Source organism: Aequorivita aquimaris, assembly GCF_001573155.1.
GTDB lineage: Bacteria > Bacteroidota > Bacteroidia > Flavobacteriales > Flavobacteriaceae > Aequorivita > Aequorivita aquimaris.
On record NZ_JRWG01000004.1, the window covers coordinates 70,376 to 82,393 of the forward strand.

Sequence of the window (12,018 nt, forward strand, 5' to 3'; positions counted from 1 at the left end):
TAATCATAACATTATATTTGAAACGGTTCGATTTTTTCTAAACCCGAAACCTGAAACCAAATAATGCTTTCCATCATCATACCGGTTTTAAACGAGGCCGAAATCATTACGGAATTACTCAATTATCTTTCGGAAAATCTCTCTGGGGAAAATGAAGCTGAAATCATCGTGGTTGATGGCGGCAGTAACGATGGCACCCAAAATATCATCCTTGCTTTTAAACCCAACAGGTTTTTAAAACCTGTTAGATTTATAGAATCTGACAAAGGCCGCGCCAAACAAATGAACAAAGGTGCGCAAATGGCTAACGGCGAGGTGTTTTACTTTATGCACGCCGATTCCTTTCCGCCGAAAAATTTTGACAGATACATTCTGTCGGAAGTAAAAAAAGGAAATCCCGCAGGCTGTTTCCGAATGAAATTTGACAGCGACCATTGGTGGCTAAAGTTGGCCGGATGGCTTACGCAATTCCATTGGCGTGCCTGCCGTGGCGGCGACCAAAGCCAATTTATAACCAAAAGACTTTTTGAGGAAATTGGCGGTTTCGACGAAACCTACACGATTTACGAAGACAATATTTTAATCAACGAACTTTATAAACGGAAAAAGTTTGTGGTAATCCAAAAATGCATCACAACCTCTGCGCGTCTTTACAGGCAAAAAGGCGTTTGGAACTTGCAGTACCACTTTTGGGCAATTTATGTGAAACGCTGGTTTGGCGCAGATGCCGATGAATTATACCAGTATTATTTGAAGCATATCAAGCAAGCGAATTCAACAGAAATTTCAGAAGAAAAATTCTCCAATCAAGTTGCTGAAAATTAAACAGATTTAAAATCTTTCGATTTTTCAAAGTGGTTTCTTTCCAAAATTTTTAGGATATTGTAAAGAAAAACTAACAAAAACAAAGCTATGAACATATTTGAAGCAATTAGAAAAGACCACGACAAACAACGCGAACTCTGCCGTTTGGTAACCTCCACTTCGGGCGATTCAAAAGGGAGAAAGGAAATGTGGGAAAAACTGAAGCACGAATTAAAAATACACGCAGACGCCGAGGAACGCACGTTCTATTCGCCATTGATTCATAACGATATGATGCAGGAGCACGCCCGCCACGGGATAGCCGAACATCACGAAATGGACGAACTCATGGAAAAAGTGGACGAAACCGATATGGATTCTCCTGCCTGGCTTGTGTACGCAAAACAACTATGTGAAAAGGTAGAGCACCATTTGGAAGATGAGGAGCACAGCTTCTTTCAATTGGCAGGAAAGGTTTTTACCGAAACCCAAAAAACGTCCATCGCGAAGGATTACTTGGAAGAAATGAAAAAGAACAGATAGCCTAAATTGTTACTCTTTTTGGGTTGAATAAAATTTTGAAACCACTCGTAGGGCAGGTTTGTTTTGTGGCGTAAACTGATTGTCATCGGGCCCTCCCACTTTTTCGTTCAAAACAAACCATTTCCACAGAAAACCACCCGCAAACCAATTTTCATCCCAAATGGATTGGTAGAGACCTTCAAGTAAATTTGTTTGCGCCTCTAAATTCACGGAGGTCATTTCCCGATCGCTTTTCCAAGGTTCTTTCCCGCTGAAATTGACACTTCGGTAGCCGTATTCCGCAAAGAGGATTTTTTTGTTTTCCTTTTCTGAAAAATCTTTTAATTCTTTTTTCCATCGCCCCCAACCTGCTATTGCCTCTTCCACTGTTGGAGTTTCGCTCTCCGAAACTGGGAAATAAGCATCCACGCCAATATAATCCAGCGCATCCCAAAACGGTACGCGACTGTACTCGTCCCAATTGGCGGCATAGGTCAATTTTCCGTTGTAAACCTTCTTTACTTCCGCAATCAATTCGCGCCAATAATCGGGACGGTGCTCTATAAATTTTTCCAATTCGGTACCGATACAGAAAATTTCAATACTTTTTGCCTCGGCAATTTTCGCAAAATCGAGGATAAAATTTTTATAGGTTTCCTCAAGTTGGCGCCAATCTGCCTCCGAAGCCATTTCAACATAGCCTGTATATTCGCCATTCCAAACCCAAATTTGGGGTTTCATCATTACCTCTATTTCGTTATTGTGAAGCAATTCAACATATTGTGTTACCCCTAGGCGCGTTTCACCAAACCATTGGCGTTCTTGGTCGTAGATTATTTCGGGATGGCTTAAACTTCTTATAAAACCGAAGGGCATTACGGTAACATAATTGGCATTGACTTCCTTTAAAGAAGCAACATTTTTGTGCGAAAGTGAATCTGGAGCCGCCACAAGGCTCACACCGTTTATTTTGGAAATGGTCGAATTTTGAATTATTTTTTCTTCGGAAGAATTCTTCTTTTGGGCGCACCCAGTTATAATAGCGAAAAGAAGAATACCGTGCACTAAGCGATGAAGCAATATCATTTTGAAATATTAAAAGTTGAATTTAAGGCTTTATTTCAGAAATTAGGGAAATATTAATACCTGTTTTGAAACTGCCCCAATTGTAATTGCGTAAATTTATAAACGACTGAAGAAACTAATCACCAAAAGTATGGAGCACATCGTCATTATAGGCAACGGAATTGCAGGTGTAACGGCCGCTCGACACATTCGTAAACTTTCCGATAAAAAAATAACCATTATTTCCGCTGAAGCCAATCATTTTTTTTCCCGCACTGCCTTGATGTACGTTTATATGGGCCATATGCGCTGGCGCGATATTGAACCCTATGAACATTGGTTTTGGGAAAAGAACAGGCTGGAACTTAAAAAAGCCTATGTTGAAACGGTCGATACCAACAACAAAACGCTTTATTTTAAAGGCGGCGGCATCTTAACCTACGACAAGCTCATTATTGCCTCAGGTTCGGTGACAAATACCTTTGGCTGGGAAGGTTTGGATTTGAATGGCGTACAGGGATTGGTTACGAAACAGGATTTGGAAAAAATTGAAAAAAATGCGCCAAACAATAAAGAATGTCCCCGGGCGGTGATTGTCGGTGGCGGATTGATAGGCGTTGAAATGGCCGAAATGCTCCGCACCCGCGATATTGAAGTAACCATGCTCGTGCGCGAAGATGGGTTTTGGAGCAACGTCCTTCCAAAACAGGATGCCGAAATGATTTCGCGGCATATTGTTTCGCACGGGGTGGATCTTCGGCATAATTCAGAACTCGACAAAATTTTGGACGATGGTAGCGGCAACGTCCGCTCCGTTTTAACCAAGGATGGAGAGGAAATTCCCTGTAGCGTGGTTGGAATTACCACGGGTGTAAAGCCACAGATTTCCTTTCTTCAACATTCAAAAATTGAAACCGATAAAGGTATTTTGGTAAACCGAAAACTGGAAACAAACATTGAAGACGTATATGCCATTGGCGATTGTGCACAGCAACGCGAACCCATAGGCAACCGCCCACCAGTAGAGGCGGTTTGGTACACTGGCCGGATGATGGGCGAGGCTTTGGCACAGACAATCTGCGGAAAACCTTTTGAATACAATCCAGGTAACTGGTTTAACAGCGCCAAGTTTTTTGATATTGAATACCAAGCCTATGGTTGGGTTTTTTCAGAAAGTAAACGAAAGGATTACGAAGCCCAATTCCATTGGAAGTGTGCGAGTGATCTTCGCTGCGTAACGATTTCATACAATAAAAATTCAAATGAATTTCTGGGAATAAACACCTTCGGAATACGGATGAAACATGAGGTTTTTGACAAATGGCTAAATGAAAAGCGAAGCGTTGATTATGTAATTGAAAATTTAAAACAAGCCAATTTCGACCCTGAATTTTATAGAAAATATGAAAAGGTGATTCAATCAAAATTTTTCAACCAACCCGTAAACGCATAATCTATGAGTACAGTCCAACGAAATATGTCGCTTACGGGCGAACCGCCAAAAACGATAAATACCCAGCAAAAACTTGCATCGGCCATCGGTTTGATAGGTTTGGCGGTGCTTTTTTTGGCGTTATTCAATATAAATTTTCCCAATAAAACCCTTTGGCTTACCGCCTCATTAATCGCCATTGGCGGCGGCACGGTTTGGTTTTCCATTGCTGCTTACGGCAACAAACACGAAGGGATTAAAAACGACGGCGTATATTTTAAGTCGCTTACTTCCAAAGGATTTTGGGCATGGGTTTTGGGCATTACCCTTACTTTGTATTACGTGGTGCTCTATTGGTTCCCGCAGTATTTGGGTCTGGTTCAGGATGGCGAAAACAAAGGGTTGGTAGCCCTTTTTGACCCATTGAGCAAATTTTTGAACGGTGGCCCCGCTAGCCAGTGGTTTGTGTACGGCACACTTTATACCGTCGCTATTTTGGCCTTCGGAATAAAATTCATTTTGAAATACCGCCACAATAAATACGAAAAATTGCGAACTTATTCCGTAATGTTCTTCCAGTTGGGGTTTGCGTTCTTGATTCCGGAACTGATGCAAAGGCTGAACAGCGATTCCTTCTCCCTACCCTATTACGACCTTAAAAATATTTGGCCGCTCAATTACTACAATTTTGAGCAATACCGGGTAGATCAATTTATTTCCGCCGGCGATATTGGCTTGGCATTATTGATTTTCGGAATCGCCTCCATTTTTATAATTACGCCAATTTTAACGTATAAATATGGCAAACGCTGGTATTGCTCCTGGGTTTGCGGTTGCGGGGGATTGGCAGAAACCGCCGGCGATCCGTTTCGGCATTTGAGCGACAAACGGCAGATAGCCTGGAAGGTGGAACGCTGGGTAATCCACAGCGTGTTGGTGTTTGTGGTTTTAATGACCACGGCGGTGGTGCACAGCTATTTGGGCGATGACAGTTCAAAATATTGGTTGACGAAAGTCGTATTCCTAATTTCCGTGGCAGTAATCCTAACGGCCGTTTTTGCGGGAACCTTTATTTTTAAAAGGGAAGAACTGCAAAAAGACGCCCGTTATGGGGCAATCGGTTACTTCGTGATTATTATTTCGTTGATCGGTTTTCACTATTTTTCAGGAAAAACCTTGTTTCTATTTGAAGCCGAAACCCTTCGCCAAAGCTATGGTTTCTTGATTGGCGCCGTTTTTAGCGGGGTGATTGGCGTAGGATTTTACCCAATCTTCGGAAGTCGTGTTTGGTGCCGTTTCGGTTGCCCGATGGCTGCCATTTTGGGTTTTCAGCAACGGCTTTTTTCGCGTTTCAGAATTACCACAAACGGTGGCCAGTGTATCAGTTGCGGCAATTGTTCCACCTATTGCGAAATGGGAATTGATGTACGCGCCTATGCCCAAAAGGGCGAAAATATTGTGCGTTCCAGCTGTGTGGGCTGCGGAATCTGCTCGGCAGTTTGTCCGCGCGGGGTTTTGAAACTTGAAAACGGGCCACTGGAAAAACGAATTGATTCCAACGAAATTCTTTTGGGAAATGACGTGGATTTGATGAAATATGTGAATAATTAATTAGTTTTCAGTCGCAGTCGCGGTTTCAGAGGTCAGTGGAAAAATCGTTCTTTTTTCTTTTAAAAAAATTTACCCAAAGAGAACAAATTAAGGCCAGCAACGTGAAAACCAAGGTCAAAATTTCCACGAGTTGTGCATCCGGCCGCCAGCCCGAAGGGGTTTCCACCAAAAAGGTTATATAACTATTCGGAAGGTTGGTTTTTCCCAATTGGCGCAGGATGTCGTAATGCCAATCGGTGAGAAAGCAATACCCAAAACCTTTCCAAATGCCCAGTACGAGCCACGAAAAAAGGGTAAGCGCCAAAGTGAAAAGATGCAATTTTCGGGTCTTCGGAAAAATCCAACCAAACAGATTAAATACAATAAGCACCGTATGAAAAACGATAAAAACCCAATTGCCAAGATGGAGCCAGAAATTTTCCAAGATTTTTAATTTTTTGAATTCTTAAATAGCTACAATTTAAAGTTTATTTTTCTGAAATTCGCAATTCATAAATTTTCCCGTTTTAATGATCAAAATTATTAAAGTAATAATTCCCGCCTTTAACGAAGAAGCCTCGATAGGGAAAGTGATTGCTGAAATTCCAAACATCGTTTCAGAAATAATTGTGGTCAATAATAATTCTACCGACAATACTTCGGAAATTGCCAAAAATGCAGGTGCAACAGTACTTTTTCAACCCAAAGCTGGCTATGGCAATGCTTGTTTGAAAGGGATGGAATACATTTCACATTTCGGTTCCGCTCAACGACCGGATATAGTTGTTTTTCTCGATGGCGATTACAGCGATTACCCTTCGGAATTGACAAAAATAGTTGCCCCCATTTTAGAAGATGACATAGATTTTGTGGTGGGTGCACGTGTAAAAGAATTGCGTGAAGCTGGCTCGATGACTTTTCCGCAACGCTTCGGAAACGCATTGGCAACCAAGTTGATGAAACTTTTTTTCAACTCAAAATTTACGGATCTTGGGCCTTTTCGCGCCATTAAATACGAAAAATTGCGCGCCCTAAATATGGAGGACAAAACCTACGGCTGGACCGTGGAAATGCAGCTAAAAGTGTTAAAAAAGAAATTTACCTACGTGGAAGTACCCGTAAAATACAAAAACCGCATTGGCACCTCAAAAGTTTCGGGTACCGTAAAAGGTGCTATCTTTGCGGGCGTAAAAATCCTAAGCTGGATCTTTAAATACAGTTTCAAAAAATGATTCTTGAATCAATAATCATTGCCGTTTATTCCGTTGCCCTGCTCCTCATTTTTATGTACGCTTTGGCGCAACTCAACTTGCTGTTCAATTACCTGAGTGCCCGAAAGCACCACAAAAACGCACCGACTTTCGATTTTTCAAATGATGCGGAAATTCCTTACGTAACCATCCAACTTCCCGTTTATAATGAACTGTATGTTATGCAGCGCCTGCTGGATAATATTTCTGAAATTGATTACCCAAAGGAAAAACTGGAAATACAGGTGCTGGACGACAGCACCGACGAGTCTTTTGAAGAAACCGCAAATCACATAAAGCAACTACGAAAAACGGGTTTGGACATTCAGCACGTAACCCGTAAAACCCGTGAAGGCTTTAAGGCTGGCGCCCTAAAGGAAGGTTTAAAGACTGCCAAAGGCGAATATATCGCGATTTTTGATGCCGATTTTCTACCGAAGAAAAACTGGTTGAAAAATACCATCCCTTATTTTAAAGACCCCGAAATAGGCGTAGTACAGACCCGTTGGGGGCACTTAAACCGAGATTATTCGATACTCACCCGCGTACAGGCTTTTGCACTCGATGCGCATTTCACTTTGGAACAGGTGGGCCGAAACAGCAAGGGCCATTTTATAAATTTCAACGGCACGGCCGGGGTTTGGCGAAAGGAATGCATCATCGATGCTGGCAATTGGGAAGGCGACACACTAACCGAAGACCTCGACCTCAGCTATCGCGCGCAACTCAAAAACTGGAAATTTAAATATTTGGAAGAAGTAGAAACGCCGGCGGAGCTTCCTGTGGTTATTAGTGCGGCACGTTCGCAACAATTCCGGTGGAACAAAGGCGGTGCGGAAAACTTTCAGAAAATGGCTTGGCGCGTTTTTAAAAGTAGGGATATTTCCCTTAAAACCAAATTGCACAGTTTTCTGCATTTGCTGAACAGCACTATGTTTTTGAACATTTTGATAGTGGCAATCTTGAGTATCCCGATGCTTTATATCAAAAACGAATACGAGCATTTGAAGCTCTATTTCTACGTTATGAGCTTTTTCGTGATAAGCACGCTTATCTTTTTTATCTGCTATTGGTTTACCTACAAAAGTATTTATGGCGGCGGGTTAAAGCATTTTCTGAAATATACCGCTATGTTTTTCACCTTCTTCTCAGTGGCGATGGGATTTTCGCTTCACAACTCCATTGCGGTTTTGGAAGGCCATTTTGGGAAGAAAAGCGAATTTATCCGTACGCCGAAATTTAATATTGGAGCGCTGAAAGATGGTTGGAAAGGCAATAAATACCTCACCAAAAACATATCGCCAAACGTGATTATTGAAGGGGTTTTGATGCTCTATTTTGCCTTCGGAATGTACAGCGCCTTCGTTGTGGGCGATCAAGGTGGCGATTTCGGACTATTCCCGTTCCATTTGATGCTTTTTTTGGGGTTTGGGTTTGTGTTTTTTAAATCATTGACTTCCAAAGCTTAGGTCATAATGGAAAAAATCCTTCTATAATTCAATATTTACGATTTACGATTGTAGATTTACGATTATAAAAATACTTCAGCAATCAAAAATCGTAAATCGACAATCTAAAATCAAAATGTATCCCCCACCGCACCACCAAAGCCACGATATTGAAAAAATGATTTCGGTACTAAAACATTTTCCGTTGGGAATGTTGGTTACTGCGAAGGATGGAGAACCGTTTGTAACGCACATACCTTTTATCTACAATGAAACTTCCAAAAAACTGGTAGCACACCTGGACAGAAGCAATCCACAAATGGTAACTTTAAAAGATTGCACAGAAGTTACCGTCGTGTTTAAAGGTCCCGATACTTATATTTCGCCAAGCATTTACAAAACCGCGCAATTGCCTACGTGGAATTACATAATCGTGCACGTTACAGGAAGGCTTCAACTTATAAATGAGCCAGAAGCAATAAAGCAAACTATGGTGGATATGACTGAATTTCTGGAAGGTGAGGCCCAACGATTTATTCTTAAAAAAGACGATCCGAGAATGGAGCGCTTGATAGATTACATTCAAGCATTTGAAATCGAAATCACTAATTGGGAAGGGAAATTTAAGCTTTCGCAGGATAAAATTCCGCAGGATTTTGAGAATGCGAAGGAGGAATTAAAGCGAAATTCAAAGAATGACGTTTCAAAATTTATTGAAGAAATTTATAAGAAATGACATTAGACTTCAAGAAAATGACATAAGACTTTAGGACAAAGGGCGTAAGTCGAAATTCCTGTTAACAGCGTCTTAAGTCCTATGTCTTACAGCGCAGCGGTCCTAAGTCTTTTCAACATATCCCTTTACCTCCTCAAAATCCAATCCCCCATAATTCCCACTGCTCATCAAAAGCAGACACGTATCGTCGTACTCCTGCGAAAAAAGATAGGTTTTAAAATCTGCTGGATTTGTAAAAACCACCAAATCCTGTCGGTCAAAAGCTTCATCAATTTGTTCGCCTTTTATTTCTTCCAACTGTTTAATCATTACTGCGTGTGGCGAATAAAAAACCACGGCACTATCGGCAGCATCCAATGTGCCTTTGTATTCTTTTAAAAATTCGGGATTTAAGCTGCTGTAGGTGTGCAGTTCCAAACAGGCTATTAGCTTTCTGTCGGGGTATTGGTTTTTTACGGCTTGGGTAGTTGCTTTTACTTTACTGGGCGAATGTGCATAATCCTTATATGCCACCGCGGTTTTGGTTTCGGCAATTTTTTCCAAACGTTTGCTGGCGCCTTTAAAGGTTGCAATGGCTTCGTAAAAATCCTCGGCATCCACGCCCATCAATTGGCAAATCCAGCGGGCGCCCTCAAGATTGTTTAAATTGTGTTTTCCGAAGATTTCAACAGGCATCGGACCTTCGGGAGTTTCCAAAACCGTGGTTCCGTTTTCCACGGAATATTCGGGAGTTTGGTACGGATATTTTTTTATGGGATTTGTCGCTGCTTCCACAACGCGTTTTACCTCGGCGTCTTCTTCATTGTAAATTATTGCGCCACCGTTGGTTATTTCCTTCAGAAAAATTTCAAACTGTTCCACATAGTTTTCATAGGTTGGAAAAACGTTGATGTGGTCCCAAGCAATGCCGCTCAGCAAGGCAATATTTGGTTTGTAAAGGTGAAATTTTGGGCGACGGTCTATGGGCGAGGAAAGATATTCATCGCCTTCAATGACCATAAAATCATTATCGTCGGTAATTTTCACCATCGTATCAAAACCTTCCAATTGGGCGCCCACCATATAATCCACATCTTTTCCGTGATAGTTCATTACGTGTAGAATCATGGAAGTAATAGTTGTTTTTCCGTGGGAACCACCAATAACCACGCGGGTTTTGTTTTTGGACTGTTCGTAAAGAAATTCGGGATAGCTGTAGATTTTTAAACCTAATTCCTTCGCCCTTAAAAGTTCGGGATTGTCTGCTTTGGCGTGCATTCCGAGGATAACGGCATCAATTTCCGAAGATAATTTTTCGGGAAACCATCCTTCTTTTTCGGGCAACAGACCTTTGTTTTTCAACCTACTTTTTGAAGGCTCAAAAACCTCGTCGTCGCTTCCGGTTACCGTATCTCCTTTTTGATGTAATGCCAATGCAAGATTGTGCATCGCGCTGCCGCCTATGGCTATGAAGTGGATTCTCATTTTTTAGTTGAAGAGTTTATGAGTTTAGATGTAAAGATACAAAGTTAAAACAACCCCCTTGCCCCCTTCAAAGGGGGAATTTTTTCAATTTTAAAGAGCAAGAATAAGTGATTTTTCTTGTTGAGCCTCTTTGAAATCTTTACGGTCAATTAAAGCCTTGTTTATCCACGTAAGGGCGATTTGCTTTTTGCCGAGATTTTTATAAATCTGCGCCAATCGGTAATAGGCCCAATCCTTGGGCACGCCGTCTTTTATGGAATAATTGGCCAAGTATTCGCTGAGACATTCTATGCCGTATTCGGGTTCCAGATTGTACTGTGCCGAGATTTTGCCGATTTGGTAATTGAGTTGGTTGCGCTTGTGGATTTTTAAGGATTTTGAAGTGGTTTCCAAAGCTTCCTTCGGCTGGTTGTTCTTTTCATAAAGACCCGCAAGTTTTTCGTACGTATGCGGCGAACCGCCTACTTCTATCGCTTTTTTGTAATACTTTTCCGCATCTTTCGGTCTGCCGGAATACTCGGCGATATAGCCTTTTGCGAGGTATTCGTCCACTTTTGAAATGGTTCCAAGTTCATTGGCATAGGCAATTGCTTTTTTTTCACTTCCGCCCACAATTACCGGCAACTGAATGTAGAATTCCACCAAAGCCCAGCGTGTCTCAATATGCTTGGGGTCGAGTGCCGCGGCACGTTCCAAATGGTGTTTTATATCGCCAATATAGCTTACCGCTCGAATTCGGCTAACGGACAATGCCTTGAAGCCCAACGCGCCGCCGTATTTAAAATGGTAATTGGCGTTACTTTCCTCCTCGTTTACCAAGCTTTTATAATAGGAAATCGCCGTGTCCCAATCCTTTTGGTAGCCCGCAATATCACCCAGATATTCACGGGTTTTTTTATCGCCGGGATGTTGCTTCAGATACTTTTCAAAAACAGGTTTTGCCTTGCTGAAATTTTCCTGTTTGAAGTATTCCTCTGCCTGTTGGTAGTTGGTTTGGGCAACTGCAAATAGGGGAAGCAATAACAGAAGAACTATTACTTTTCTGAAGAAATTTATATAATTCAAAATTTAAGATTCAAAATTTAAAAAAATATTATTAGGTAATAAATTGGTCGTTAATTAATTAAACATTCGGGCACGCGATAAATCGCGAGCCTACTGACTACTGTGTACTGAACACTGCTTACTTTTTTCCCGGTGGATATTTGGCTAAAATTTTCTGTATAACTGAAACATAATACGCCTCTTTCTGCTGCGGAGTTGCACGTTCCCTCATTTCGCCTTCCGCTACGGCCTGCCAAACCAGCTCGTCTTTTTCAACATCTATAAAATCCATGGTTAATTGTTGGTTTACCACATTTCCGCCAATGGGAATTCCGCCACTAACGCCAACGCCCACGTTTCCGCCACCACCGCCAACCCCAATACCAATGGTGTTCCGCGAGCGGGAAACGCTCTCGTGTGCATAAAAATTGATAAACAGCTGGGGAGTTTCATTTTTAACAAAACCACGTTGCTGCAGCAGGCTGTCCGTAATCTGTATAATACGGTTATCGTCGAGCTCGCTAAGACCGGAGTCTATAGTCGGGAAATAATTATAGGAAGTGTATTTCGAAAAATCTACCTGTTTGTCATAATCCACTGCCACGGTTGCGCCGCAGGAAACCAGGAATATGGAGAGTACTAAGATTGAAAGGAGCTTCATTG

The 12,018-nt window shown here is 41.7% G+C and carries 12 protein-coding genes; 7 read left to right on the forward strand and 5 right to left on the reverse strand.

From position 1 onward, the window contains the following. Positions 1-63: 63 nt before the first annotated feature. Complete coding sequence (locus LS48_RS07705) at positions 64-825, forward strand: TIGR04283 family arsenosugar biosynthesis glycosyltransferase (protein ID WP_062621674.1); 762 nt, start codon at positions 64-66, stop codon at positions 823-825. An 87-nt stretch (positions 826-912) separates the two neighbouring features. Next, positions 913-1,347 carry a hemerythrin domain-containing protein gene (locus tag LS48_RS07710; protein WP_062621676.1) on the forward strand — a complete coding sequence of 145 codons (435 nt, stop codon included), beginning with the start codon at positions 913-915 and terminating at the stop codon, positions 1,345-1,347. A 9-nt stretch (positions 1,348-1,356) separates the two neighbouring features. On the opposite strand, the gene LS48_RS07715 is transcribed toward LS48_RS07710, so the two are convergent. Then, positions 1,357-2,412: a glycoside hydrolase family 113 gene (locus LS48_RS07715; protein ID WP_078056395.1), complete on the reverse strand. Its 1,056-nt coding sequence runs from the start codon at positions 2,410-2,412 to the stop codon at positions 1,357-1,359. A gap of 130 nt (positions 2,413-2,542) precedes the next feature. Here LS48_RS07715 and LS48_RS07720 point away from each other — a divergent pair, with 130 nt between their 5' ends. Next, positions 2,543-3,844, forward strand: a complete 1,302-nt coding sequence (locus tag LS48_RS07720) for an NAD(P)/FAD-dependent oxidoreductase (RefSeq protein ID WP_062621678.1) — start codon at positions 2,543-2,545, stop codon at positions 3,842-3,844. A 3-nt stretch (positions 3,845-3,847) separates the two neighbouring features. Beyond that, the gene (locus LS48_RS07725; RefSeq protein WP_062621680.1) at positions 3,848-5,434 is read left to right on the forward strand and encodes a 4Fe-4S binding protein; all 1,587 of its coding nucleotides are present in this window, start codon (positions 3,848-3,850) and stop codon (positions 5,432-5,434) included. A 25-nt stretch (positions 5,435-5,459) separates the two neighbouring features. Here LS48_RS07725 and LS48_RS07730 read toward each other — a convergent pair whose 3' ends face one another. Continuing rightward, positions 5,460-5,858 (reverse strand): DUF2784 domain-containing protein, encoded by a 399-nt coding sequence (locus LS48_RS07730; protein ID WP_062621682.1) that lies wholly within the window; start codon positions 5,856-5,858, stop codon positions 5,460-5,462. A gap of 85 nt (positions 5,859-5,943) precedes the next feature. Between LS48_RS07730 and LS48_RS07735 the strand changes: the two genes are divergently transcribed. The 3 genes from LS48_RS07735 (at position 5,944) to LS48_RS07745 (ending at position 8,847) form a co-directional block, all read left to right on the forward strand. After that, positions 5,944-6,645, forward strand: coding sequence for a glycosyltransferase family 2 protein (locus LS48_RS07735; protein WP_062621684.1), 702 nt, complete (start codon positions 5,944-5,946; stop codon positions 6,643-6,645). After that, a complete protein-coding gene (locus tag LS48_RS07740; RefSeq protein ID WP_062621686.1) occupies positions 6,642-8,132 on the forward strand; it encodes a cellulose synthase family protein in 1,491 nt (496 codons plus the stop codon). The genes LS48_RS07735 and LS48_RS07740 overlap by 4 nt, the downstream gene beginning before the upstream one ends. Positions 8,133-8,247: 115 nt before the next feature. Further along, complete coding sequence (locus tag LS48_RS07745; RefSeq protein ID WP_062621689.1) at positions 8,248-8,847, forward strand: FMN-binding negative transcriptional regulator; 600 nt, start codon at positions 8,248-8,250, stop codon at positions 8,845-8,847. A 102-nt stretch (positions 8,848-8,949) separates the two neighbouring features. Here LS48_RS07745 and LS48_RS07750 read toward each other — a convergent pair whose 3' ends face one another. The 3 genes from LS48_RS07750 to LS48_RS07760 form a co-directional block, all read right to left on the reverse strand. Beyond that, positions 8,950-10,311: a UDP-N-acetylmuramate--L-alanine ligase gene (locus LS48_RS07750; RefSeq protein ID WP_062621691.1), complete on the reverse strand. Its 1,362-nt coding sequence runs from the start codon at positions 10,309-10,311 to the stop codon at positions 8,950-8,952. 90 nt (positions 10,312-10,401) lie between these two features. Further along, positions 10,402-11,376, reverse strand: coding sequence for a tetratricopeptide repeat protein (locus LS48_RS07755; protein WP_235811017.1), 975 nt, complete (start codon positions 11,374-11,376; stop codon positions 10,402-10,404). Positions 11,377-11,494: 118 nt separating this feature from the next. Beyond that, a complete protein-coding gene (locus LS48_RS07760; RefSeq protein WP_076692441.1) occupies positions 11,495-12,016 on the reverse strand; it encodes a DUF4136 domain-containing protein in 522 nt (173 codons plus the stop codon). Between the last annotated feature and the right edge of the window lie 2 nt (positions 12,017-12,018).

Bases quoted from the DNA above. Each gene is read 5' to 3' on its own strand.
- LS48_RS07750 (WP_062621691.1), bottom strand. From the start codon at position 10,311: ATGAGAATCCACTTCATAGCCATAGGCGGCAGCGCGATGCACAATCTT.
- LS48_RS07705 (WP_062621674.1), top strand. From the start codon at position 64: ATGCTTTCCATCATCATACCGGTTTTAAACGAGGCCGAAATCATTACG.
- LS48_RS07710 (WP_062621676.1), top strand. From the start codon at position 913: ATGAACATATTTGAAGCAATTAGAAAAGACCACGACAAACAACGCGAA.
- LS48_RS07745 (WP_062621689.1), top strand. From the start codon at position 8,248: ATGTATCCCCCACCGCACCACCAAAGCCACGATATTGAAAAAATGATT.
- LS48_RS07725 (WP_062621680.1), top strand. From the start codon at position 3,848: ATGAGTACAGTCCAACGAAATATGTCGCTTACGGGCGAACCGCCAAAA.
- LS48_RS07740 (WP_062621686.1), top strand. From the start codon at position 6,642: ATGATTCTTGAATCAATAATCATTGCCGTTTATTCCGTTGCCCTGCTC.
- LS48_RS07760 (WP_076692441.1), bottom strand. From the start codon at position 12,016: ATGAAGCTCCTTTCAATCTTAGTACTCTCCATATTCCTGGTTTCCTGC.
- LS48_RS07720 (WP_062621678.1), top strand. From the start codon at position 2,543: ATGGAGCACATCGTCATTATAGGCAACGGAATTGCAGGTGTAACGGCC.
- LS48_RS07735 (WP_062621684.1), top strand. From the start codon at position 5,944: ATGATCAAAATTATTAAAGTAATAATTCCCGCCTTTAACGAAGAAGCC.
- LS48_RS07715 (WP_078056395.1), bottom strand. From the start codon at position 2,412: ATGATATTGCTTCATCGCTTAGTGCACGGTATTCTTCTTTTCGCTATT.